The following is a 24,466-nucleotide window of genomic DNA, read 5'->3' as shown; positions in this document are numbered from 1 at the left end:
CCCCTGCGCGAGGTACAGCATGTCCCTGGACAAGGACGCGCCCTACATGGACGAAGCCGCCCGCCTGACGGCCGTGGAATGGCCGATCCTCGAGGCGAGCGATGCGGTGTTTGCCGACCCCGACGCCCTGGTTGAGCGCTCGCTGCGCGAACTGGCGCGTTACGCCGAACGCGACCCCGGTCTGAGCCTGCGTCTGATCCTGCGTGCAAACCGTTCGCGCCGCGGCCTGCGCCAGGAAGTGCACGCGGTGGGGGACGCCATCGCCATGCTGGGGTTGCAGAACGTCCATCAGGAGGCGACTGCGGCGCCGCGCGTCGAGGATGTCGTTACCCAGCCGCAGGCTTATCGCGAGATGGCGGCGCAATCGCGGCTGGCGGCAATGATTGCGACCGAAATCGCAGGCGAGCGCCACGATACCGAGCCGGGCGAGCTGGCCCTGGCCGCCCTGCTGAATCAGCTCGGCCTGCTCGCCCTGCTGGTGGAGGGCGAGCCGCGCCTGGCCCGGCTGATGGAGATCCTCGAGCTGAATGCGCTTCCGGACGAGGCCAGTTACACCGCGCTGGGGTACGCAACGGACGATCTCTCGCGTGCGATGGCGGAACAAATGGAGCTGCCGGAACTGGTGCAGGGGACACTGCGGGCGGTCAATGCGGCGCATCACCGGGCCTTTGAGGTGATGGTCGCGAGTGCCGTGGCCTGGCAGGTCTTTCGCGGCATGGATACCGCGCGCGGTGACCGCGACCTCGCGCTGCTAGCCGGGTTGATGGGTTTGACGGACAAGGAGGCCGCGGACCGGATCAGTGCGGTGATCGAGCGTTTCAACGCGGATGTCGCGGTCTATCATCGTGAACCGCTGGATCCGCAGATACCCGGGCGGGTCTGGCTGCGCGAGCCACATCGGCCGCGCCTGGCCCTGATGCCGCGGGTCGACCTGCTGGAAGAGGGGATTGGCGCGCTCGAGAAAGAGCAGAACCGCGAGCTGCGCGTACGGCGGATGCTGCGGGTGATGCAGTTCGGTGTAGGCCTGAACCGGGTGGTTTTTGCCCGTCTGTCCCGGGATGGCGAGACGCTGCGTGCCGAGCACCTGGTCGGCACGCTGCACGAGCCGGAGTTCAGCCACTTTGTGATCAACCGTGCGGCGCTCGGACCGTTGGCGCAGGTCCTGGATAAGGACACGCCGCAGTGGTGGGACCGCAAGCGCATCCATGAGCAGATGCCTCCGGCGGTGCGCAAGCTGACCGGCGGGGTCGACTGTCTCGTCGCGCGCCTGTGCGATGGCGAGCGCGTGCTGGGCCTGGTCTACGCCGACCGGCGTTCGCGTGACCTGGAGCTGACCCCGTTCGCCTTCGAGGGCTTTCGGCGTGTGCTGGCGGCGGCATCGCGGCCCGTTGAACCCCGGTAGGCCGCCGCCGGGTGCGATTCAAGTTTGGGGCATCCGGGTCGATACATTCGTAAGAGCGAATATATTCGCCGGGGATCATCCTCGAGGGCGCGGGTCGCAGCGAACGGCCCGCGCGAATTTGGGTTGCCGGACACGTCCTGTTCGGCATACAAGAATAAGGAAGTACGGCATGCGCAAGAATCTTCCCGTCACCCAGGCGGCCTATTCGCTCGATCGGCATGGGGATCTGATCTCGGCCACGGACGAAAAAGGCCGCATTCGCTATGCGAACGACGACTTCGTCGCGGTCAGCGGCTTCGACTGCGCGGAGTTGGAGGGGGCTGCACACAATATTGTGCGCCACCCGGACATGCCGGAGGCCGCCTACGCGAACATGTGGGCGACCCTGAAGGACGATGGGGCCTGGATGGGCATCGTCAAGAATCGGCGCAAGAACGGCGATCATTACTGGGTGGACGCCTTTGTCACCCCCGCCTACGAGAACGGGCGCAAGACCGGCTACGAGTCGGTGCGGGCGATCCCGGAGCGCGAACATGTGGCACGCGCCGAGAAGGTGTATGCCGCGATCAACCGGGGTCGGAGCTTCGCACGGCGCTGGTATCACGGCCTGACCTGTCGCCTGGCGGGCACCTGGATCGTGGGCGTCCTGCTGGCGCTCGCCGTCGTGTTCTCGGCGTCTTCGCCTGTGGTGCAGGCGGCCCTGCTGGTGCTGATCTTCGCTGTCGGCGGCGTGGCGTCGCTGGTGTTTACCTCCGGGGTGCGCCAGGCGGTCAAGCGCGCCCAGGCCCAGTTCGACAACCCGGTCATGGAGGCCATCTACACGGGGCGCCGCGATGACAGCGCCTCGCTGGAGCTGGTGCAGCGCTTCGGCGAGGCCAAGCTGCGCACCGTGCTGGGACGCATCGAGGACAAGGCCGAGGCGGTGAGTGACGGTGCCCACTCGATGGCCAGCAGCGTGGACCAGACCGCCGCCGGCGTGGAGCGCCAGCAAAACGAGATCGACCAGGTTGCCACGGCGATGAACGAGATGACCTCGACCATCCAGGAGATGGCGAGCAACTCCGCGCGCGCCGCCGAGGCCGCCAACAACGCCGAGAAGGAAACCGGGGCCGGTCAGGATGTCGTGAACGACACGGTTTCCGTGATCAACCGCATGGCAGCGGAGGTCGAGTCCACGGCCGAGAAGCTCGGCAAGCTGGAAGCGAGCACCGTGGAGATCGACAAGATTCTGAGTGTCATTCGCGAGATCGCCGAGCAGACCAACCTGCTGGCGCTGAATGCCGCGATCGAGGCCGCCCGCGCCGGGGAACACGGCCGCGGGTTCGCCGTGGTGGCCGACGAGGTGCGCAGCCTGTCGCAGCGCACCGACGAATCCACGGTGACCATTCGCAATATGATCGAGAGCCTGCAGTCCGGGGCGCGCGAGGCCATGTCCGCGATGCGTGCCAGTCAGGAGCGGGCTGCCGACGGGGTGGAGAAGGCCCAGGCGGCGGGCGATTCACTGACCAGCATCCGCGAGGCCGTTGGTCAGATCACCGAGATGAACACCCAGATCGCCACCGCGGTCGAGGAACAAAGCGCGGTCTCCGAGGAGATCAACCGCAACGTGACGTCCATTCGCGATGTGGCCACCGAGACCGGTTCCGTCTCCGCCCATGCCCGCGACGCCAGCGCGCGGATGCAGGCCGAGGCCGCCGAACTGAAGGCGCTGATCCACCGCTTCGAACAGAAATAAGCCGAGCCTCGATCGGGCCGTTATCGACTCGGTAGGGGTTGGAACGGTGGCGTCGAGCCTGCGTGGCGATGGCGGGCGGAACCGCGTTGGCACGCAGTGGGCAGGATGCGTTGAGCGCAGCGAACCGCATCCTGCAAGTTCATGTGTCGGCAGAGGCCCTGATGTTCTCTGCGCCTCGTGGTGAACGGGAACGTCAGGCGGTCTGGCGGTAGCGGCGTTCGATGTAGGCCTCGACGCGGGCCTGGAATTCCTCGGCGATGCGGTCGCCCTTGAGGGTAACGGTCTTCTCGCCGTCCTCGTAGACCGGGGCGACCGGTTGTTCGCCGGTGCCGGGCAAGGAGATGCCGATGTTGGCGTGCTTGCTCTCGCCGGGGCCGTTGACCACGCAGCCCATCACCGCGACGGTCATCTCCTCCACGCCCGGATAGCGTTCCTTCCAGGTGGGCATCTGGTGGCGGATGTAGGTCTGGATGTCCTGCGCCAGATGCTGGAAGTACTCGCTGGAGGTGCGTCCGCAGCCGGGGCAGGCGACTACTGACGGCAGGAAACTGCGCAGCCCCATGCTCTGCAGGATCTCCTGCGCGACCAGGACTTCCTTAGTACGGTCGCCGCCGGGCTCCGGCGTCAGCGAGATACGGATGGTGTCGCCGATACCCTGTTGCAGGAGCACCGATAGCGCGGCCGTGGAGGCGACGATGCCCTTGGCCCCCATGCCGGCCTCGGTCAGACCCAGGTGTAGCGGATAGTCGCAGCGTGCGGCCAGGTCCTGATAGACCGAGATCAGCGGCTGCACGCCGCTGACCTTGGCCGACAGGATGATGCGGTCATGCGGCAGGCCGATACGTTCGGCCTCGGCCGCGCTCTCCAGCGCCGAGGTGATCAGGGCCTCCTGCATCACCGCTTCCGGTGACAGGGGTTCGGCGCGCTCGTTGTTCGCGTCCATCATCCGCGCGAGCAGGGCCTGGTCGAGGCTGCCCCAGTTCACGCCGATGCGCACCGGCTTGTCGTGCTCGCAGGCGGTCTCGATCATGGCCGCGTACTGGCTGTCGCGCTTCGAGCCGCGCCCGACGTTGCCCGGGTTGATGCGCAGCTTGGCCAGCGCCTGCGCGCACTCTGGGTATTGAGTCAGCAGCTTGTGGCCGTTGAAGTGGAAGTCCCCGACCAGCGGCACGTCCAGTCCCATCGCATCCAGGCGTTCGCGGATCTCCGGTACGGCCTTCGCCGCGGCCTCGGAGTTCACCGTGATGCGCACGACCTCGGAGCCGGCGCGCGCGAGTTCCGCCACCTGCACGGCGGTGCGCAGGGCGTCCGCGGTGTCGGTATTGGTCATCGATTGCACCATCACTGGGTGGTCGCCGCCGACGGTGACGTTGCCGACGCGGACGGGGACGGTCTTGTGGCGCTTGGGAGTCGTATTCATCAGTAGGCGCGGGCGCGAGGTAACGGTGTGCGGAGTGTAACGCAGCACTGCTCGACTGCCGAGAAACTGCAGGCCCCAAGTCGTAATGTCCTCGTTGGCTGGCGCCGGGGTGTCCACGGAGGTCGCCACGCGCCTGCGGCGCTCGCGATGACGGTGCTCCTTGCCCCCGTCATTGCGAGGCCCCGCCAGGGGCCGTGGCACAAAAGCGCGAAGCGCGTTGAACGGCCCCAGGCCGGCCCGAAGGGCGAGCGCAGCGAGTGACCTCCGGGCGAAACCCCCGACGTCCGCCCCGGCCGACGCCGGGGCCACCCACGGAGATCGCCACGTCGCTGCGCTCCTCGCGATGACGGTGCTCGTTTTCCCGTCATGGCGAGGTCCCCGAGGGGCCGTGGCCATCTCCGGACGCAGCCCCCGACGTTGGTCCTGGTCGGCGCCAGGGCTGGAAGGTGTTCTCGACCGCGGCGCGACTGGCCGCGTGCCGGGCCTCGACGCGCTCGGCGATGGCCTGCTGCCAGGCCAGGCGGGTCTCGGCGTGCAGGGCGTCCAGGGCCTCGTGCAGGGCCTGCTCCAGGTCTTCGCGGTGGCGGGTCTCGTCGAGCCGCAGAAGCAGCCAGTCCACGCCGACGATCGTGGCCCCGGCGGCCGTGATGCCACAGCCCAGCGAGAACGGACCGCTCCAGGCGCAGACCCCGGCACCAAGGGCGCCCACGCGCCCGGCGCGACCGAGGCTGCGCGCCAGCCCCGCCTGCGTGGCGCGGGTGGCTAGCCGGGCCTGCACGGCACGCGCGATCAACGGGGTCGCGAGCCCGGTGCCGGCGGCGGCCGTGGCCGCCAGGCCGGTACGCTGATCGAAGCGCTCCAGGTCGATATCCAGCGCCGCGTGCAGGGCGTGGCCGCGTTCGATCTCGGCCGCTGAGGCCCCTCCGGCGCGCGGCGGTGGGTCCGGGATGCGCGCGTCCGCGAGGCGCTCGGCCAGCTCCAGACGCCAGGCGTCGCGAACCTGGCGTTGTTGCTCGTCCACGCCCCATTCGACGCGGGTCGCCAGGTCCCGCAGGGCGTGATCCCACAGCGCCTCGGGCAGCAGGCGCTCGCGCAGCATCCGCGCGGGGGCATCCGGTTCGGTGTCGCCCAGCCACTGGGTCCCGCGCAGCCACAGGCGCATGTATTCGGCGCCCAGCGAGTAGTACCAGTCCGCGACCTCGGGGACGCGGTCGTGCAGTTCCGCGAAGCGGGCATCGAGTTCGGCATCCACGCGGCCTTGCCAGTGGTCCCGGGCCTCGGCGTCCCCCGCCTCCAGCCATTCGAGCGTGAAGCGTTCGAGGCGGGTGAGGCGTTCTTGCTCGACCTGGTAGCGCTGCTCGCCGAGTTGCAGGGTCAGCGGAGCGGCCTCTTCCCAGCTACGGGGTTCGTGCTGGCTGGCCAGCCATAAAAGGCTGGTGCTGGCCAGCAGGGTCAGGACCAGCCAGGTCCAGGCCGTATGCCACCCCGCCGTCATCGCCATGGCCGGGTGCCGGTTGGGGCTTGCGGTATGCACGACGGCATGGCGGGGTCCGGGCTACTCGATGACGGGGGCGTTGCGCGGGTCGCCCAGGGTGTCGTTCGTCGGGCGCAGCGGCAGCAGGCCGTTGGCCAGCAGCAGGAAGCCGAGGGCCAGGAAGGCCTGTTCCGCGAGTACCAGCAGCCAGCCGAGCAGGGCCGGCAGGGATTCCACACCCTGCGGGAACCACTGCTGGCCCAGCCACAGGCGCAGGGCGTCCTGGGCGGCGGCGAGTTGCAATCCGGCCTCCAGCAGATGGCTGCGTGCGGCCTCCTGGTGGACCAGGAACCAGACCGCCTGTTCCAGCGAGGCGCCGGTCAGGTCGGGGTACCGGGCCAGCAGGGCCAGCGCCAGCAGGGCGACGATCAGCAGCATGCCCGTGAGCCGCAGGGCCCCGCGGCGGACCAGTTCCGGTGCGAACTGCGGATGGGCATGGCCGCGCAGCAGGCGGGCGAACAGGGCCTCGCTGATCACCAGCACGAAGCCGGCGACCAGCAGGGCGGCCCAGACCTCCTGGGTCGGGATGCGCGCGAGGGTGATCAGCAGCAGTCCGCCCAGCAGCGCGCCGATGATCAGGTGACGCAGGGCCATCAGCGGCCCGCCCCGCAGGCGGCGAGGCCATTGGCTGGGCGGCTCCAGGTAGCCGCGCAGGAAGGCCGCGCGCCGTACCCGGTGGCGCCGGAAGCCGCCATGGGCGATCAGCAGGGTGACACCGATCCACAGCGCCATCACCCCGGCCTCGGGCAGGACCCGCAGGTTCATGTGCATCAGCCACAGCCCGATTACCAGCAATGTCACGGTAAAGGCATGGCGCAGGGCGATATGCCGGGTCGGGAGTGGGCTGGACGCGGTGGACGAGGATGAACGGGACACGGGGGCTCCAGGAGGATATGCACGCCCTGATGGTAGCAGGCGCCGGGGTTGTCGCCTGGTGTTCCGGTTTCGTTCAGCCGGAGGCGCTATAACTGCGGCATGACTTGGACTCGTCTCGCTCGATACTGTTCGCCGGCCGTGTTCGGTCTGGCGGTGTGGCTAATGCTGTGGTGGCCGGCCTCTGTGGCCGCGGAGGAACTGCGTCTGCATGCGGTGTTCGGGGATCGCGCGGTGCTGTCCGTGGGGGACGAGCGCGCCGTGGTCTCCACCGGCGAGTCCGGCCCGGGCGGGGTGCGGGTCCTGCGCACGCGCCCGGGCGCGGCCCTGGTGGAGTACGGCGGCCGACAACATGAGCTGCGGGTGCAGCAACGGGCGGCCCCGGCGCGGCCGATTGGGCCGGCGGAGGGAGGTGGCGAGGTGCGGGTGCATCGGGATTCGCGCGGCGAGCATGCGCTGACCGCCGGGGTGAACGGCACGGCCGTTACCGTCGTCGTCGATGCGCAGGCTGACTCGGTGTTGCTGCGTGAGACCGATGCCGAGCAGGCCGGGGTTGACGCCGATCAGGGGCGCTCGGTGCGCATCCGCGACGTCCGGGGCACGCAGCATGGGCAGCGCGTCCGGATCGAGCAGTTGCAGGTGGGCGCGCTACGCCGTTCGGGGGTCAGTGCGATCGTGTTGCCCGACGATGCACTGCCGCGCTCGCGTCTGGGCCGCAGTTTCCTCGAGCACTTCGCGGTCGAAACGGACGGCGATGCCGTCGTGATCCGCGAGCGCTGAGGAGGTGGGTTAGCATGTGGCCCGTCATGACCCCCGAGATTCCTGCATGCCGCTGATTCGGCGCCATCCCGAGAACGCGCCCGCCCCCCGGCGCGAGATTTTCGGCTGGGCGATGTTCGACTTCGCCAATCAGGCCTACACCTTGTTGATCATCACGGTGATCTTCGGCGACCTGTTTACGCGCGTGATCGTCGGCGACGCCCCGGACTATCGCCTCGGTAACCTGTTGTGGAGCGTGGCCCTGGCGGTTAGCTACGCGATGGTGATCGTGGCCGCCCCGTTTGCCGGGGCGATCATGGATGCCACCGCCTCGCGCAAGCGTTTCCTCGCCGCCTCGTGGGTGCTGACGATCATCACCACCGCGTTGTTGTACTTCGTCGAACCGGGGCTGGTGTTCTTCGGCATGGCGCTGATCATCGCCTCGAACTTCGGCTATGCCATCGGCGAGTCCTTCATCGCCAGCTTCCTGCCCGACCTGGGCCCGCCGGAGAAGCTCGGCTGGATCTCGGGGCTGGGTTGGGGGCTCGGGTATATCGGCGGGTTGGTGGCAACGGCCTTTGCCCTGGGGCTGCTGGGTGAGGTGAGCGCGGAGAACTTCGAGCGCATTCGCTGGGTCGGGCCGTTCGCCGCGGCCTTCTTCCTGGTCTCGGCGCTGCCGACCTTCCTGTTCCTGAAGGAGCGCGGCACCCGTCGGCGCATGGCGCGCAACGTCCAGCTGGGGCTCGGCTGGAAGCGGGTGAAGGCCTCGCTGGTCACGCTGGGCGAGCGCCGCGACCTGCGCGCGCTGTTCGTGTCCATCTTTTTCGTGATGGCCGGGATCTACATCATCATCGCCTTCACCTTCATCTATGGCGCGCAGGTGATCCAGTGGGACGAACCGACGCGCGTGCTGATGTTCGTGGTGACCCAGATCACCGCGGTGATCGGTGCCGTGGGCTTCGGGTTCCTGCAGGACCGCGCGGGGCCGGTGCGCATCTATCGCATCACGCTGGTGCTTTGGGCATTGGCGGTGCTGGCGATCTTTGCCACGCCGACCATCGCCCAGTGGCTGAGCGTGCTGCTGGGACGACCGGTGGAGGCGCAGATGGTGTTCCTCGGCGTCGGCATCCTGGCGGGGCTTTGCCTCGGCTCGGCGCAGTCCGCCGGGCGTGCCCTGGTGGCGCTGATGGTCCCGGCGCGCGAGGCCGGGCGCTGGTTCGGGTTCTGGGGGCTGGCGTCCAAGGCCGCGGCGATCTTCGGCCTGCTCGGCATCGGGCTGCTCCAGGTCTGGCTGGGCCTCGAGAACGCCATCCTGTTCTGCCTGTTCCTGTTCCTCGCCGGGCTGCTGGCATCCATCCCCATCCGCCTCGCCGACCGCCGCCGCACCGAGCCTGTTTGATTCACCACGAAGCACACGAAGACACGAAGAAGGGCGATTGGACCACAGAGGACACGGAGTACACAGAGAAAATCCAAGAAGGTTTTGAACCGGGCAGGAAGCCGTCTGTGCCAAGAGAAATGCACGAATGCCCTGCCACTGGTCTGACTGGATCACTCACCGTCCTTCTCGCCCCAGCGTTCCGCACCTTCCCTGGCCCGCCATCACATTTCTCTGTGCCCTCCGTGCCCTCTGTGGTGGAATCGCCCTTGACCTGGCCCTTCTTCGTGTCTTCGTGCGCTTCGTGGTGAAAATTCGGGCTACTCGTCTGGAATGCTCAGGCGCGTGGCGAGAGGGCCGGGGGCCTGGCGGCAATCGAGGATGGCGTAGACGCGGATGATCTCGTCATCGGCCCGATAGTAGATCGCGAAGGGGAAACGGCGGGAAAGCAGACGGTGGAAACCATGATGTTCCTCGTGCACGCCGGCGTACAGGAGCAGGGAGTCGATGTCGGAAAAGAGGGCATCGAGGAAGTACTCGCCCAGCCCCGGGGACTGGGAGGCGTAGAAGGCAGCACCTCGGGCCAGGTCCTCTTCCGCCGCGTCGAGGAGCTCGATCATGCGCAAGGCAGAGGGTTACCTGTTGCGCAGGCGTTGCTTGACGTCGCCCCAGGGATGGAATCGGGCGTCGCCGCTGGCCGCGGACGCCTGGCGCTGCTCCAGTACCTCGCGATGCCAGTCCGGGACGGAGATATCCGCGGGATTGCGCGCCAGGTCTTCCCACAGCTCTTCCATGGCACGGAGCTTTTCGGTCGTGGTCATCTGATCGAGCGCGAGGGATGCAGACACGGGTAACTCCCTTCGAACATGCGAATTCATTATAGACCAGCCGGCTGGGCGCGTGCCGCTGGGCGCAGGTTGCTTGATCCACCACGAAGCGCACGAAGGCACGAAGAAGGGCGATTGGACCACAGAGGACACGGAGTACACAGAGAAAATCAAAGAAGGTTTCGAATTGGGCGGGATGCCGTTGAGCGAAGCGAAGCGTGTCGGTGTCCTGCGAACGGTCTGACTGGACCACCCACCGTTCTGCTCGCCCCAGCTTTTCGGCCCCCTGTCCCACCATCGCATTTCTCCGTGCCCTCCGTGCCCTCCGTGCCCTCCGTGCCCTCCGTGGTGCAATCGCCCTTGACCTGGCCCTTCTTCGTGCCTTCGTGCGCTTCGTGGTGAAAATACAGGGCCACGAGGGGCAGGGAGGGCTATTCGGTGGCGTGGTGGGTGGTGGAGGCGCCGCGGTCGAAGCGGCCTTCGTAGAGGCGCAGCAGCGCGGGGATCACGAACAGTACCAGCACGGTGGCGATGGCCAGGCCGAAGACGATGGAGATCGCCATCGGGATCAGGAACTGGGCCTGCACCGAACGCTCGAACAGCAGTGGCGTGAGGCCGGCAATGGTGGTGACCGAGGTCAGGATCACCGCGCGCAGGCGCTGGCAGGCGGCCTCGACGATCGCGTCCTGCAGGGCCAATCCGGCTTCGCGCAGGCCCTGGTAGAAGCTCACCAGGATGATCGAGTTGTTGACCACGATCCCGGTCAGGCCGAACAGGCCGAACAGCGACAGAATGGTCAGCTCCACATTCAGGATCCAGTGTCCGAGCAGGGCGCCGAGGATCCCGAACGGGATGATCGCCATCACGATCAGTGGCCAGCCCCAGGAGCCGAACACCCAGGCCAGGGTCAGGTACATCAGCCCCAGCGCCAGGATCAGGCCCGTGCGCATGTCGGCGAAGGTCTCGGCCTGGTCGGCCGCGCGCCCCTCGAAGGAGTATTCGATGCCGTAGCGTGCCGCGAGGTCGTCCAGCGGGCCGTCCTCCAGCGCGGCGCGGATACGCGCGGCGTTGTTTACGCTGCGGTCGACCTCGGTGGAGACCTGGATGGCCAGGCGGGTATCGGCATGGCGCAGGGTCTCGAAGCCCTGGCGCGAGCGCAGATCGACCACGCTGCCCAGCGGGGCGAATTCGCCGCTCGGCAGGCGCAGGTTCAGCCGCTCCAGGCTCTCGCTGGAATGGCGTTCGTGATCCGGCAGGCGCACGCGCACCTCGACCTCTTCCAGCCCGTCCTGGTAGAGCTGGGCGAGGTGGCCGTCGAAGGCGTCGCGCAGCTGGGCACCGACCGATTCGGTGGTCAGGCCCAGGGCGCGGCCCTCCGGCTTGACCTGGAACACCAGCTGTTCGCGGCCGAACGGGGTGTCGTCGTTGGTGGCGAAGGTGCCGGCGAAGTCGTCGAAGATATCCGCCAGTTCCAGTGCCGCATTTTTCAGCACATGCGGGTCGTCGCCGGTCAGGCGGACCTCCAGATCGCGTCCTGGCGGGCCGGTCTGGCGCTCGTCGATGCTGAAATTCTCGATGCCCGGGGCCTGGCGCACGCGCTCCTCCCAGGCCTGGATGAATTGGCGGTTGCGCACCTCGCGCTGTTCCGGCGATGCCAGTTCGACCTGGATGTTGCCGAACTGGTCGCCGCGTGGGGCGTTGCCGTCGCCGGGGTCGATCCCGCGCCCAAGCCGAGTCACCGAGGCGCGCACCAGGTCGCCGCCGAGCTCCTGTTCGGTCTCCGCCAGGGCCTCCTCGACGTGGATCAGGAAGGCCTCCACCCGCTCCGGCGGGGTGCCGGCGACGAAGTTGACGCCAGCGTTGACGATGGTGCCCTCCGGCGACGGGAAGAAGGTGAAGCCGATGCGCCCGCTGGCGGCCAGGCCGATGGCCAGGATCAGAGCGCCGACGGCCAAGGCAAGAGTGGTGCCGGAATGATTGACCGAGACCGTGACCGCGCGGCGGAAGGCGCCGTTGCGGAAGCCCTCGAAGCCGTTGTCGAACCGCTCGCGCAGGCTGCCCGGGCGCGGCGGCTTGAGCCGGTGCATCACGCCCTTGAGGTGTGCAGGCAGGATCAGGAAGGCGATCAGCAAGGTGGCGACAATGACGCAGATCACCACCAGCGGGATGTCGAACAGGATGTTGCCGATGATCCCCCCGATCAGCATCAGCGGCAGGAAGGCGGCGACCGTGGTCAGCGAGGCGGCGATCACCGGGCCGACCATGCGCCGGGCCCCGTCGCGCGCGGCACGGCTGGCCGACATTCCGCGCTGGTGCAGGCTGTAGGCGTGCTCCGAGACCACGATGGCGTTGTCGACGATGATCCCCAGCGACATGATGAAGCCGAACAGCGAGATCATGTTGATCGAGCCGCCGACCACCCACAGCACAACGAAGGCGGCGGTGAACGCGATCGGGATGCCCAGTGCCACGCGCAGGGCGATGTGGCGGTTGAGGAACAGGAACAGGATTGCCAGGACGAGCAACAGGCCGCCCAGACCGTTTTTCAGCAGCAGGGTGATGCGCTCGGACAGGAGCTCCCAGAAGGCATCGGTGACCTGTAGATCAACCCCGGGCGGCAGGGCGGGGCGGGTTTCGGCCAGCCAGTCCTCCAGCACCTGCGCGGCGGCGAGGGAGTCGCCGGTCTCCGAGCGCAGCAATTGCATCTCGATCGCCCGCTGGCCGTTGGCGCGGACGCGTACCTGCCCGTCGCGATGGCGCAGGTCCAGGGTCGCGATATCGCCCAGGGTCAGGCGCCCCAGCTCGCCATCGCCGCGCAGTACCAGGCGCTCGAAGCTGACGATGTCGCGCGCCTGTTCCAGGCTGCGGATCTGGCGTGCGGTGTCGTCGCGACCCACCGAGCCGGCCGGCAGGTCCTGCGCCATGGCGCGGATCTGCTCGCCGATATCCGCGAGCGTCATGTCCAGGCGGTAGAGCGTTGCGGATGGCACCTGGATGGCCATCTCGTCCTCGGTCAGGCCGGTGAACTCGATGCGCGCGATGCCGGCATCCAGCAGTTCGCGTTCGAACTGACGCGCGAGGATGCGCAGTTGCTGCGGGTCCTCGGGGCCGGTCAGCAGCAACCGCGCCACCGGCTCGTAGCGGATGATGCGGGTGACCACCGGGGTCTCGGCGGCCTCTGGCAGGTTGCGCTGCTGGTTCACACGGTCGTTGACCTGCTCCAGCGCCAGGGTCATGTCGGTCCCGGCCTCGAACTCCATGGTGACCACGCCGATGCCCAGTGCCGAGGTGGAGGTCATGTTGCGCAGGCCGTCGACGGTGCGCAGGTCCTGCTCCAGCGGGTCGACGATGGCGCGTTCGACGTCCTCCGCGCTGGCCCCCGTCCAGGGCACTTCGACGGTCACGAAGTCGAGTTCGAAGTTGGGGAAGAACTGGGTATTCAGCTGGGTCAGGGCAAAGGCCCCGGCCAGCAGCATCAGTGCAATCAGCAGGTTGGCGGCGAGGCGATGCTCCAGAAACAGCTGGATCGGGCCGCGTGGAGGCCCGTCGTGTTCCTGCGCGCCGCCACCAGGCATGGGCTGCCCGGATTCCGGCGCGCTGCCGGTCTCCGATTCGCTCATCGGCCGGAATCCTGTTCTTCAACCTCGACCCGCAGGCCATCCACGGCATTCGGCAGGCGGGTGGCGATCAGGGTGTCGCCAGCGGCGATCGCGTCGCTGCGGATCAGGGCGAGGGTGTTGCCGTCCGCGTCGATGAAGTCACCCAGACGGTCCACCTGCAGCGACTCCAGGCGGCCGTCGACCACGCGGAACACGCGGTCGCGCCCGAACAGGGACTCGAAGGGAACGGCCAGGCTGTCGGGCTCCTCGGGCAGCTGCAGGCGCAGCTCGACGAATCGATTCAGCGGTAGGCGCTGGCCGCCCGAGCGAACCTCGAACACCCCGCGCATCCCGGAGTCGCCGCTGCGGGTCTCGCCCTCCAGGCGCGCGAGCTCGGTCTCGATCTCGTGGCCGCCGACCGTCGCGTGCGCGGGGAGGGATGTGCCCTCCTGCAGCAGGGCCTCGACCCGGGCGACCAGGTGTTCCGGAAGGCTGGCGCGAATCTCCAGATCATCCACGGCGTACAGCCGCAACAGCGGGTCCCCGGGCCGGGCGCGTTCGCCAGTGGCGACCTCGACCTCGACGACGCGGGCGTCGAAGGGGGCGCGGATGGTGGTGCGTTCCAGGTCGATCGCGGCCTGCGCCTCGGCGGCGCGGGCGCGCGCCAGGCGGGCCTCGGCCTGGGCCCGGCGCATCGGGGCATCGGCCACGGCCTGCTCGCGGCTGTCCACGGTGATGCTGGCCTGTTGCAGGCGTTCGCGCGCGGCATCGACGTCGGATTCGGAACCGAGATTGCGTCCGCGCAGGTCGCGGGCCCGTTCCAGGCCGCGCTCGGCGATCGCCAGCAGTTCGCGTTCGCGGCGCAGGGCCTCGCGGTCGAAGCGGGCGCGCAGTTCCTCGCTCTCGACCGCGCCTTCCAGTTCCTGGCGTTCGGCCTCGCGCTGGTCCAGCAGGAGCTGGGCCTCGCGCGGGTCGATGCGGACGAGGGCATCTCCCGACGCCACCCGCTGTCCTGCGCGCGCCGGCACGTCTTCGATCTCGCCCTCGACCGCGGCACGCAGCAGCGCATCGCGGGCGGACTGGCTGCGTCCGTTCAGCATGATGCCCGGGCGGTGGGTGCCGGGCTCGGCGGTCAGACCCTGCACCGGCCAGGTGCGTTCGCTGGCCTCCGGCGGCGGCGCCGAGGGCCCGGTCGCGCGCAGAATCATGAATCCCACCACCGCGACGGCGAGGATCAGGACAGGGAGGATGGCTCGGCGGAGGGCGCGCGGCATGGGTATCTCGATTTGTTCGCGGTACTGGCAAGCCGGGTATGGCTCGTCGCTTGGAGACGCGCGCGGGCCGGAGGTTCCCGCAGCGGGCCACATCATACCATCGCGGTTTGTGGGGGAACCTCCGCGCTTGCGGTCGGTCCCTGTTGTGCCAATATTACGTTTCGCTTAAATGAGGATAAAGGCGATGAAGGGATCCAAGTGGTTTCTTGGCGGCCTTTTGGCGGCGAGTTTGCTGGCGGGCGGCGTTGCGGCTCCGGTCCTGGCCGATGCGCCGCAGATCTGCGAGTGCCGCGATGGCCTGGAGATGGAGGGGACGCCGTGGATTCGCCTGATGCCGGGCGACATGACGGGTGGTTACTTCGTGCTCCGCAATAGCGGCGATCAGGATTATCGGATCGTTGCGGCGGAGGCGCCCATCGCGAAGGTGGTGGAGCTACACGAGCATGCCCATGTGGATGGCGTGATGCGCATGCGCCAGGTCGACGGCCTGGAACTCCCGGCTGGCGAGACCCTGGTGCTGGAGCCGGGCGGACTGCATCTGATGTTCATCGGCCTGCACGAGCCGCTGACGGCGGGGGACTGGATCCCGGTTCTTCTGGAGTTTGCCGACGGTGAAACCATGGCGATCCATGCCCGGGTGCAGCGGAGCGAGGGTGCCGGTGAGGGTCACCCCCGCGGGCACCATATGGACGGAGACGCTCGCGACATGGGCCATGGGGCCGGGCACGACGGGCACTGAAACGGACGCGGCGTACCCGTTGGGTACACAGCGTTCCGGCCTTACTGGTTGGCGGGCCGGGTCGGGATCTCGACGTCGGCATCCTCGCGCAGCGCCTCCAGATACTCCTGGATGGCACGGCTTTCGAGGATTTCGATCAGCTCGGCGCGCACGTCTTCCAGTTCCGGGACCGGGGTATCGCGGGTTTCCTCCAGGCGGATGATGTGCCAGCCGAAGCGGCTCTCGACCGGTGCCGCGGTGGTCTCGCCCGGTTCCAGCGCCATGGCCGCCTCGCTGAATGCGGGGACCATCTGTTCCGGGGCGAACCAGCCAAGTTCGCCACCACGGGCCGCCGAGCCCGGATCGGTGGAATGGGCTTCGGCCAGTTCGGCAAAGTCCGCGTCGGCCTCCAGCTCGTCGAGCAGTTCGCGGGCGCGTTCCGCCTCTTCCACCAGGATGTGCCGAGCGCGATATTCGGTGCCGCGGATCTGCTCGATCTGGCGGTCGTACTCCGCCTCGAGGTCCGCCTGGGTGATGTCGAGCTCTGCGGTGATGCGCTCCATCAGCAGCGAAGCCAGCAGGTTGGTCTCGACCATGCGCAGGATGCGCCGGGTCTCGGCATCGGTATCCAGCCCGCGGGCGACCGCCTCCTGACGCAGTAGCTCAAGGCTGATGACTTCCTCCAGCGTGCCGTCACTCGCGGCCGGGCCGGGATCCTCGTCCATGCCGGCGTAGGCCAACAGGTCGGCGCGGGTGATCGCTTCACCGTTGACGATAGCGACGGTATCGGCGTCCCCGGTATCCGTGGTGACGTCGTCACCGGTGAGCTCCGGCGTGGCTTGGTCCTGCGTGTCGCAGGCGGCGAGCAGCCCGGCGAGCGCCAGGGCGCTCAGGGCTATAGTCAGGATGCGCCGCTTCATCAAAACACCTGCTTGAACGGGCGTACGTCGACCGTGGTGTACACGCCGGCCGCCACGTAGGGGTCGGCGTCGGCCCACTCCCGTGCGGCCTCCAGCGAGGGGAACTCCGCGACGATCAGGCTGCCGGTGAAGCCGGCCGGGCCCGGGTCGTTGCTGTCGATGGCGGGGCAGGGGCCGGCCAGGATCAGCCGGCCGTCGTCGCGCAGGGCCTGCAGCCGGGCGACGTGTTCCGGGCGCGCGGCCAGGCGCGCATCCAGCGAATCGGGGGCATCCTCGCCCTGGATCATGTACAGCATCGGCATTCTCCTCGGTAAGGGCACCAGTCTAACGATGTCGGCGGCCGGATGCCGTTAAGGAGACGCTGATTGAATCGCGCGCTCGCGTTGGTGCCCCCTGTTTTCCGAGACAAGGCGCGTCGAGCATCGGGTAGTGGTTCTACCCGCAAGCGGCGCAACGCAGGATCGGGGAACCTGGGGCACCAACCCCACAAACCATTCAAAGCAGGGGCTCGGCCGCTTTTGCGCGCGAACAGCGTTGCGGCTCCCTTGTGCAGAGTGACTGCACGGCAGTCACCGCGCCTTGTTCGCACGCAAAAGCGACTCGAGCGCGAGCGCGCGATTCAATCAGCGTCTCCTTAAGGGCTCGTTCTTATGGGCGCGCCGATGGATGCGCTACACTGCGCGGCCGATCACCGCACCGACTTGTCCCATGATCTCGATCCACCCCGATAATCCCCAGCCCCGGCTGATACGGCAGGTCCTGGACCAGCTGCAGGAGGGGGCCGTCATCGCCCTGCCGACGGATGCCTGCTATGCGCTGGCCTGCCTGCCGGGCGACAAGACCGGGGCGGATCGCATTCGCCGCATCCGTCAGGTGGACGAGACCCATCACCTGACGCTGTTGTGCCGCGATCTCTCGGAACTGGGCGTGTACGCGAAGGTGGACAACACCGCCTTTCGCCTGATGAAGGCCCTGACCCCGGGGGCCTACACGTTCATTCTGCCCGCCACCCGCGAGGTCCCGCGGCGGCTGCAGCACCCGAAGCGCCGTACGATCGGCATGCGCGTGCCGGCGAGCCCGATTGTCTCGGCGCTGCTGGAAGAGCTGGGGTCGCCGCTGATGTCCGCGACCCTGCAACTCCCCGGGGATGAACACCCGTTGAGCGAGCCCTGGGAGATCGAGGAGCGCCTGGGCAAGGTGGTGGATCTGGTGATTGACGGCGGCGCCGGGACCCTGGAGGCCACCAGCGTGGTGGATCTGACCGGCGACGCGCCCGAGGTGATGCGGCATGGCCTGGGCGACGTGGGATTTCTGGATGAATAGCCCCGGCCGACGGCGGGGATCACGGCGCGGCACGGCCGCAGGGAGGCGCAATGCGTAAGTGGGTGGTTCTTGCGGTGGTGGTGCTGGCAGTGGCGGCCATCTGGCCGGTGGTGGTCGGCACACAGGTCGAGGGTACTGTCGCCGAGACACACGAGGCTCAGCTTGGCGAGGTGTATCTGCGTCACGAGATGCTCGAATACGAGCGCGGCTACCTGGCCGCCAGCGGTCGCAGTCGGCTGATCCTGGAGGATGCCGACGGGCGCTTCGAGATCCCCCTGGTACACGCTGTGCGCCATGGCCTGCTGGGGGCGCGCGGCGATTCCTTCGTGGATCTGGATACCCTGGCCGCCCCGGACGACTCGCTGCTCGCCCACCTGTTGCGCTCGCTGGATCTGCAGGTGCATTCGCGCTCGGGGATCGGCGGTGGCGTGACCACCCGCATTGCGTTCGACGATCTGCGCATGGACCTGATGAGCGTGCCCGAGGTGGCCGAACACGCCGCTACGGTGGGCGGCCCGCTGTGGCTGGATCTTGCGGCGGGTCAGGGGCGCTTCGCCTGGTCGTCCGAGCAGATCCTGGTGAGCCTGGACCTGCCGGAAACGAGATTGTCCGATGCCAGCTTCTCGTGGGAGGCGCGCGAGGCGCGTTATGCCACGGTTTTCGAGGCCGATGCCGACGGGGTCTTCGGGCGGCTGCCGGACTACGAAGGCGGTCTGGCGGCGGCCGTGATCGAATTGCGTGAGGGCGAGGCGACCCGCCTTCACCTGGAGCGCCCCCGCCTCGACGCCTTCCAGCATACGAACAACGACCGCATGGATTCGCGCCTGCGGCTGCAGGTCGATCACGCCCGGGTGGATGATGGTGCGGGGGATGCCCTGACGCTGACGGCCCTGGACCTGCAGGCGGGGATCCTGCGCTGGGACCGTCCCAGCATGTTGCAGTTTCTGGCCGAGCTGGAAGCGGTCGACGCGCGTGGCATCGAGGGCGAGCAGCGCAATGCCCTGATCGGTTCGGCGATGATCGACGCCCTGGGCAGCATGATTGAACACCAGCCGGCGATCCAGTTGCGGGCGTCGCTGAACGACGAGCCGCCCCGGCAGGTCGCGCTGGACGCGGAGCTCGGCCTGCATGGCACGCAGCAAAGTCTGACGACCCGCCCGCTGGAGACCCTGCGGCTGGACAGCGATCTGCGACTCGGGCTGGAATGGGTGGCCGAATTCGACGCCGCGTATCCCGATATCGACCTGGACGCGCAGTTGCATGCCCTGGCTGCGGATGGCTGGGTCCGTCGCGATGCCGAGGCCGGCTACTGGCACGGCACGCTGGCGATGGCGGACGGCCGCGTGCGCATCAACGACGTGGATCGCACGGCAATGCTTCTGGCCTTGCTGTTCGCCTTCTCCGGCGGCATGTTCTGAGACGACAGACCGGGTGTGGACGCGCCCGTTTTATTCTGAGAGGAAGGGATAGATTCCGTGAGCAGTAACCAGGGTACCAACCAGCGCGTGATCTCCGGCATGCGCCCCACCGGGCGCCTGCATCTGGGCCACTACCACGGTGTGCTGAAGAACTGGATCGAGTTGCAGCACAACTACGAGTGCTTCTTCTTCGTCGCCGACTGGCATGCGCTGACCACCCATTACGAGGATCCGGGTGACCTGCAGCAGCACGTGACCGAGATGGTCATCGACTGGCTGGCGGCCGGAGTGAGCCCGGGTTCCGCTACGCTGTTCGTGCAGTCGCGTGTGCCGGAGCACGCCGAGCTGCATCTGCTGTTGTCGATGATTACCCCGCTCGGCTGGCTGGAGCGGGTACCGACCTACAAGGATCAGCAGGAGCAGCTGCGCGAGAAGGATCTGGCGACCTACGGATTCCTCGGCTATCCGGTGCTGCAGAGCGCCGACGTGCTGGCCTACCGCGCCGGCATGGTCCCGGTGGGCGAGGACCAGGTATCGCACCTGGAGGTCACGCGCGAGATCGCGCGGCGCTTCAATCACCTCTACGGCCGCGAGCCCGGCTTTGCCGAGAAGGCCGAGGCGGCCGCCGACAAGATGGGCAAGAAGGCCGCCAAGCGCTACCGCGACCTGCGCAAGCGCTTCCAGGAGCAGGGCGAGGAAGAGTCGCTGGAGGTTGCCCGGGCCATGCTCGATTCGCAGCAGAACATCTCGCTGGGGGATCGCGAACGCCTGTTCGGCTACCTCGAGGGTGGCGGCAAGATCATCCTGCCGGAGCCGCAGCCGCGCCTGACCCCGGCCTCGAAGATGCCGGGCCTGGACGGGCGCAAGATGTCCAAGAGCTACGGCAATACCATCAGCCTGCGTACCGAGCCGGCCGAGGTGGAGAGCCTGATCCGTACCATGCCGACGGATCCCGCGCGGGTGCGGCGCACCGATCCGGGGGATCCGGAAAAGTGCCCGGTATGGGATCTGCACAAGGTCTACACCGACGCGAGCCAGCGCGAGGAGCTGTACGCCGGCTGCACCACGGCGGGCATCGGCTGCCTCGACTGCAAGCGCCCGCTGATCGAGGCGGTGCAGGCCGAGCTGGAACCCATCCAGCAACGCGCGAAGGAATACGCCGAGGATCCGGCGCTGGTGCGCTCCATCATCGTCGAGGGCTCCGAGGCCGCCCGCGAAGAGGCCCGCGAGACCCTGGAAGAGGTGCGCCGGGCCATGGGCCTGGACTACCTGCGATGAGCCAGAGTCTGAGGCATGGACCCGTACGCTGACTCGAGCGACGACCTCGAGCGCCCCGCGACCGTCGAGACCGGCGCGCACGGGGAGGTGCTTTATCGTGTGCATGGCGAGCCGGTGGCGGAGCTGCCGGCCGATCTCTATATCCCGCCCGACGCCCTGGAGGTCTTTCTCGACTCCTTCGAGGGGCCGCTGGATCTGTTGCTGTACCTGATCCGTCGCCAGAACCTCGACATCCTGTCGATCCCCATCGCCGAGATCACTCGGCAGTACATGGGCTATATCGAGGTAATGCAGGCCCTGCGCCTGGAGCTGGCGGGGGAATATCTGGTGATGGCCGCCCTGCTGGCCGAGATCAAGTCGCGCATGCTCCTGCCGCGGCCGAAGGAGGCCGAGGCAGACGAGGATGCCGACCCGCGCATGGCGCTGATCCGGCAGCTGCAGGAATACGAACAATTCAAGATCGCCGCCGAACGAGTGGATGCCCTCCCGCGCATGGATCGCGATGTGTTCGCCGCTGGCGCCAGCGTCGAGGCGCTCGAGGGCCCACCGCCGCCCGGGCCGACGCTGGACGAGCTCATGGAGGCGCTGGCGGCGGTGATGCACCGCGCCAGTCTGATGGCGCACCATCATGTCTCCACCGAGCAGCTGTCGGTGCGCGAACGCATGTCGAACATCCTCGACAGCCTGCATCCCGAACGCTTCACCGATTTCGTGACCCTGCTTCTGGCTACCGAGGGGCGCCAGGGAGTCGTGGTGTCGTTCCTGGCGGTGCTGGAGCTGACCAAGGCGGGCCTGATCGAGTGGGGCCAGAGCGAACCCTACAGCCCTATCCGGTTGCGCCGGCGTGGGGCGCCCGTGGGAGACGAAGAGGGAACGCCGGCGTGAACGAAACCACTGTATCGGGTGTGCAGGTGTCTGCCGCCGCTGTTGATGACGAACAGTTGCGGGCCGTCGAGCTGGCGGTGGAGGCCGTGCTGTTCGCGGCCGCGGAACCGGTGGGGCCGCGCGACCTGAAGGCTGCCTGCGAGGACCTTGGCGAGATCGATCAGGCCTTGCTGGAACGGGCGCTTGGTCGTCTGCAGGAACGCTATAACGATCGCGCGATCGAGCTGGTGCGCTCCGCTGGCGGGTATCGCTTCCGCGTGCGTTCGCGCTTCTCCGCGACCGTGCAGGCCGCCCAGCCCGAGCGCCCGGCGCGGCTGTCACGGGCCCTGCTGGAGACGCTGGCGATCATCGCCTATCGCCAGCCGGTCACCCGCGCCGAGATCGAGGCTGTGCGCGGGGTGGCGGTCAGCACCGGGATCATGCGCACGCTGCAGGAACGCGAGTGGGTACGGGTGGTAGGGCACAAGGAGGTGCCGGGCCGCCCCGCGCTGTACGCGACCACCCGTAGCTTCCTCGACGACCTGGGTCTGCAGCGCCTCGAAGAACTGCCGCCGCTCGATCAGATCCGCGACCTGGCGGATGTGGCCTCCGACGCGGGCCTTAGCCTGTCGCCACCGGACGCGAAAGAAGACGCCGGTCCGGGCACGAACCAGCGTCTCGATTTCGATGACGGGGATGCCGATCCGGATCCGGAGCCGGCACCCCCGACGCACTCACTCTGAGATTAGCACTGGGCCGTTTCGGCGGTTTCCGGGCAGTCGTGCTGTACCAGGCGATCGTCGTCCAGCCATTCCATGATGCCGTCGGTCACGTTATAGACGTTCGCGTAGCCAAGGCCGTCGGCCAAAGCGCGGGCGAGGGCACCGGTGCGGTTGCCCACGCGGCAGATCAGTACGACTTCCTCGTCGGGCTTGACCAGATTGGTGAACTGCTCGCCAAAGGTCGGGTTGAGCTCGCCATTCTCGTCGAAGGCGGTAATGCGATGGCTGCCCTCGATCACGCCGGTCTCCGCCCATTCGTCCGGACGGCGGATGTCGACGATGGTTGCGCCCTCGCGGATCTTCTCGGCCAGGCCTTCGTTGTCCAGCCCGCTAAACGGTGCGCGTTCGACGTCGAGGATCTCGACCTCGAAGCGCAGGGTCGCGTTGGACGGGATAATGTTGCCGGCCCCGCGTTCGCCATAGCCGAGTTCCGGCGGGATGACGATTTCGCGCTTGCCGCCTTCGCGCATGCCCATCACGCCCTGTTCGAAGCCCGGGATCACCTGGCCCGCCCCCAGCGTGAGCGCAAATGGCGCGCCGGACTCGCGGCTGGAATCGAACACGCTCCCGTCTTCTTCCAGCGTCCCGGTGTAATGCAGGATGGCCGTGTCATGGCGCACGATCCCGGGCCCTTCGCCGGCTTCGATTTCGTGGATCTCGATGGATGCTTCCGACTCTGCACTGGCAATACCGCCTGCGAGCATCGAGCCGATCAGTGCTGCTGTAACTATAATAAATCCGGAATATGCGGAACGACAAAACTCGATCTTCATTATGTAGCATCCGTTAATATTAAAAATGGTTAATAAAGTATTGGTATCAGCAGGTTGCGATATCCAGTGGGGCGCTATTCTACACCACATGTCAGTGATCGAATACAGGCGTTATGTAGAAAGTTCTGGATCTTGTAAAAAATCCCCATTTTTTATTGCAGGCTTTGAAGACGTTTGCTACAACTCCATGTGGCTGTCCCAGGGAGAGAGGGGCAGTACGTGAATTTTTGTTCCGAGAACAAGCCGGAGGCAGGCAAATGACTGACCACAAGAACGATGGTTCCGAGATGGACCGCAAGTCCGAAGAAGAAATCCGGGAGACCGAACAGCTGACCGAGACGGGCGCCGCCCGTCGCGGTTTCCTGGGTCGCCTGGGCAAGGGCGGTGCCGCCCTGGCCGTGATGGGTCTGGGCGCGGAAACCGCCATGCAGACCATGTTCAACCGCAGCACCCTGTCCAGCGCCGTGGCCGCCGGCATCGAAGGCTTCCACGTGGAGGGCAAGGTGGACGGCGTTATCTGGCTGAATGACCGCCCGATCAACGGCGAGCTGCCGCCGCACCTGCTGCATGACGAAGTGACGCCGTTCCCCAATATGTTTGTCCGCAATAACGGCGTGCCTCCGGAGAAGGCCGGGATCGACGCATCCGCATGGACCCTGACGGTCCACGGCGAAGCGGCGAACGGGGAGAAGTCCTACACCATCGCGGATCTCAAGGAGAAGTTCGAGCACCACACCCTGCAAATCTGGATCGAGTGTGGTGGCAACGGGCGTGCCGCGTTCGAGCCGTCCCCGCGCGGTAACCAGTGGGATCTGGGTGCGGTTGGCTGCCCGACCTGGACGGGTGTGCGTCTGCGCGACGTGCTGGAAGACGTTGGTTACGACGCCGACAAGGCCGAGTACATTGGCTTCAAGGCCGGTGACGCGCACCTGAGCGGCCGTGATGATCTGGACGCGCTGTCGCGTGGCTGCCCCATGCGCAAGGCCGTGGAAGACGAGACCCTCATCGTCTGGGCGATGAATGGTGAAGACATCCCGGAACAGCACGGTTATCCGCTGCGCCTGATCACCCCGGGCTTCCCGGGTTCCGCCAGCGGCAAGTGGCTGACCGAGATCCTCGTCCGTGATCGCGAGCATGACGGTCAGGGCATGACCGGTCACAGCTATCGCGTACCGCGTCATCCGGTGGAGCCGGGTGCCGACGTCCCGAACGAGGACATGGTCGTCCTCGAGGAAATGCCGGTGAAGTCCCTGATCACCTATCCGCAGACCGGTGCCGAGACCTCCGTCGGCAGCACGCTGAAGGTTGCGGGCAAGGCCTGGGATGGCTATGGCGATGTCGAGGAGCTTCATGTCTCGACCGATTTCGGGGTGACCTGGCAGAAGGCCGATCTGAAGCGTCCGGTGAACAAGTTTGCCTGGCAGACCTGGGAGGCGGACATCGAGTTCTCCGAACCCGGTTTCCATCAGGTGTGGGCCGTGGCCACCAACAGCAAGGGCGATCGTCAGCCGATGGTGCTGCCGGGCTGGAACCCGCGGGGCTACGGCAACAACAAGGCCCACCACATCGATGTCCGCGTCAAAGCGTAA

General features: G+C 67.4%; 21 protein-coding genes. 11 read left to right on the top strand and 10 right to left on the bottom strand.

Annotated features, from left to right (window positions below; all coding sequences use genetic code 11):
* The first annotated feature begins 19 nt into the window (after positions 1 to 19).
* Positions 20 to 1,402, top strand: a complete 1,383-nt coding sequence (locus tag TVD_RS09730) for an HDOD domain-containing protein (RefSeq protein WP_018168547.1) — start codon at positions 20 to 22, stop codon at positions 1,400 to 1,402.
* Positions 1,403 to 1,571: 169 nt separating this feature from the next.
* Entirely contained in the window at positions 1,572 to 3,137 is a 1,566-nt protein-coding gene (locus TVD_RS09725) for a methyl-accepting chemotaxis protein (RefSeq protein ID WP_018168548.1), read from the top strand.
* Positions 3,138 to 3,330: 193 nt separating this feature from the next.
* Here TVD_RS09725 and ispG read toward each other — a convergent pair whose 3' ends face one another.
* The 3 genes from ispG to TVD_RS09710 all read right to left on the bottom strand — a co-directional run bounded on the left by ispG (position 3,331) and on the right by TVD_RS09710 (position 6,967).
* On the bottom strand, positions 3,331 to 4,557 hold the full coding sequence (gene ispG, locus TVD_RS09720) for a flavodoxin-dependent (E)-4-hydroxy-3-methylbut-2-enyl-diphosphate synthase (RefSeq protein WP_018168549.1): 1,227 nt from the start codon (positions 4,555 to 4,557) through the stop codon (positions 3,331 to 3,333).
* Between the two features lie 364 nt (positions 4,558 to 4,921).
* Positions 4,922 to 6,058 (bottom strand): coiled-coil domain-containing protein, encoded by a 1,137-nt coding sequence (locus TVD_RS09715; protein ID WP_047251501.1) that lies wholly within the window; start codon positions 6,056 to 6,058, stop codon positions 4,922 to 4,924.
* A 54-nt stretch (positions 6,059 to 6,112) separates the two neighbouring features.
* A complete protein-coding gene (locus tag TVD_RS09710; RefSeq protein WP_047251500.1) occupies positions 6,113 to 6,967 on the bottom strand; it encodes a hypothetical protein in 855 nt (284 codons plus the stop codon).
* Between the two features lie 162 nt (positions 6,968 to 7,129).
* Here TVD_RS09710 and TVD_RS09705 point away from each other — a divergent pair, with 162 nt between their 5' ends.
* On the top strand, positions 7,130 to 7,744 hold the full coding sequence (locus tag TVD_RS09705) for a retropepsin-like aspartic protease family protein (protein ID WP_018168552.1): 615 nt from the start codon (positions 7,130 to 7,132) through the stop codon (positions 7,742 to 7,744).
* 46 nt (positions 7,745 to 7,790) lie between these two features.
* Positions 7,791 to 9,122, top strand: a complete 1,332-nt coding sequence (locus TVD_RS09700) for an MFS transporter (RefSeq protein ID WP_047251499.1) — start codon at positions 7,791 to 7,793, stop codon at positions 9,120 to 9,122.
* 299 nt (positions 9,123 to 9,421) lie between these two features.
* Here the strand turns inward: TVD_RS09700 and TVD_RS09695 are convergent, their stop codons facing one another.
* The 4 genes from TVD_RS09695 to TVD_RS09680 all read right to left on the bottom strand — a co-directional run bounded on the left by TVD_RS09695 (position 9,422) and on the right by TVD_RS09680 (position 14,801).
* Positions 9,422 to 9,727: a type II toxin-antitoxin system RelE/ParE family toxin gene (locus tag TVD_RS09695; protein WP_047251498.1), complete on the bottom strand. Its 306-nt coding sequence runs from the start codon at positions 9,725 to 9,727 to the stop codon at positions 9,422 to 9,424.
* 9 nt (positions 9,728 to 9,736) lie between these two features.
* Positions 9,737 to 9,922, bottom strand: a complete 186-nt coding sequence (locus TVD_RS09690; RefSeq protein WP_047251497.1) for an addiction module protein — start codon at positions 9,920 to 9,922, stop codon at positions 9,737 to 9,739.
* Between the two features lie 437 nt (positions 9,923 to 10,359).
* On the bottom strand, positions 10,360 to 13,548 hold the full coding sequence (locus TVD_RS09685; RefSeq protein ID WP_047251496.1) for an efflux RND transporter permease subunit: 3,189 nt from the start codon (positions 13,546 to 13,548) through the stop codon (positions 10,360 to 10,362).
* Entirely contained in the window at positions 13,545 to 14,801 is a 1,257-nt protein-coding gene (locus tag TVD_RS09680; protein ID WP_047251495.1) for an efflux RND transporter periplasmic adaptor subunit, read from the bottom strand. The genes TVD_RS09685 and TVD_RS09680 overlap by 4 nt, the downstream gene beginning before the upstream one ends.
* 184 nt (positions 14,802 to 14,985) lie before the next feature.
* Between TVD_RS09680 and TVD_RS09675 the strand changes: the two genes are divergently transcribed.
* Positions 14,986 to 15,540 carry a copper chaperone PCu(A)C gene (locus TVD_RS09675; RefSeq protein WP_047251494.1) on the top strand — a complete coding sequence of 185 codons (555 nt, stop codon included), beginning with the start codon at positions 14,986 to 14,988 and terminating at the stop codon, positions 15,538 to 15,540.
* A gap of 41 nt (positions 15,541 to 15,581) precedes the next feature.
* Here TVD_RS09675 and TVD_RS09670 read toward each other — a convergent pair whose 3' ends face one another.
* Positions 15,582 to 16,439, bottom strand: coding sequence for a peptidylprolyl isomerase (locus tag TVD_RS09670; RefSeq protein WP_047251493.1), 858 nt, complete (start codon positions 16,437 to 16,439; stop codon positions 15,582 to 15,584).
* A complete protein-coding gene (locus tag TVD_RS09665) occupies positions 16,439 to 16,735 on the bottom strand; it encodes a YciI family protein (RefSeq protein ID WP_018144390.1) in 297 nt (98 codons plus the stop codon). The genes TVD_RS09670 and TVD_RS09665 overlap by 1 nt, the downstream gene beginning before the upstream one ends.
* 412 nt (positions 16,736 to 17,147) lie before the next feature.
* Between TVD_RS09665 and TVD_RS09660 the strand changes: the two genes are divergently transcribed.
* From TVD_RS09660 to scpB, 5 genes are read left to right on the top strand one after another with little or no spacing between them, the layout of a single operon-like run.
* Positions 17,148 to 17,762, top strand: coding sequence for an L-threonylcarbamoyladenylate synthase (locus TVD_RS09660; protein ID WP_018168560.1), 615 nt, complete (start codon positions 17,148 to 17,150; stop codon positions 17,760 to 17,762).
* 50 nt (positions 17,763 to 17,812) lie between these two features.
* Entirely contained in the window at positions 17,813 to 19,180 is a 1,368-nt protein-coding gene (locus TVD_RS09655; RefSeq protein ID WP_047251492.1) for a DUF945 family protein, read from the top strand.
* A gap of 57 nt (positions 19,181 to 19,237) precedes the next feature.
* On the top strand, positions 19,238 to 20,458 hold the full coding sequence (locus tag TVD_RS09650) for a tryptophan--tRNA ligase (RefSeq protein ID WP_018951017.1): 1,221 nt from the start codon (positions 19,238 to 19,240) through the stop codon (positions 20,456 to 20,458).
* A gap of 15 nt (positions 20,459 to 20,473) precedes the next feature.
* Positions 20,474 to 21,343 carry a segregation and condensation protein A gene (locus tag TVD_RS09645; protein WP_047251491.1) on the top strand — a complete coding sequence of 290 codons (870 nt, stop codon included), beginning with the start codon at positions 20,474 to 20,476 and terminating at the stop codon, positions 21,341 to 21,343.
* Positions 21,340 to 22,065: an SMC-Scp complex subunit ScpB gene (gene scpB, locus TVD_RS09640; RefSeq protein WP_018937863.1), complete on the top strand. Its 726-nt coding sequence runs from the start codon at positions 21,340 to 21,342 to the stop codon at positions 22,063 to 22,065. The genes TVD_RS09645 and scpB overlap by 4 nt, the downstream gene beginning before the upstream one ends.
* A 2-nt stretch (positions 22,066 to 22,067) precedes the next feature.
* Here scpB and TVD_RS09635 read toward each other — a convergent pair whose 3' ends face one another.
* Positions 22,068 to 22,808 (bottom strand): FKBP-type peptidyl-prolyl cis-trans isomerase, encoded by a 741-nt coding sequence (locus TVD_RS09635; RefSeq protein WP_047251490.1) that lies wholly within the window; start codon positions 22,806 to 22,808, stop codon positions 22,068 to 22,070.
* 326 nt (positions 22,809 to 23,134) lie between these two features.
* Between TVD_RS09635 and TVD_RS09630 the strand changes: the two genes are divergently transcribed.
* Positions 23,135 to 24,466: a sulfite oxidase gene (locus TVD_RS09630; RefSeq protein ID WP_047251489.1), complete on the top strand. Its 1,332-nt coding sequence runs from the start codon at positions 23,135 to 23,137 to the stop codon at positions 24,464 to 24,466.

The sequence above is a fragment of the Thioalkalivibrio versutus genome (genome assembly GCF_001020955.1).
GTDB classification, from domain to species: Bacteria; Pseudomonadota; Gammaproteobacteria; order Ectothiorhodospirales; family Ectothiorhodospiraceae; genus Thioalkalivibrio; species Thioalkalivibrio versutus.
The sequence above is the reverse complement of the archived record's forward strand: the minus strand, read 5'-3'. Positions and strand labels throughout refer to the sequence as shown.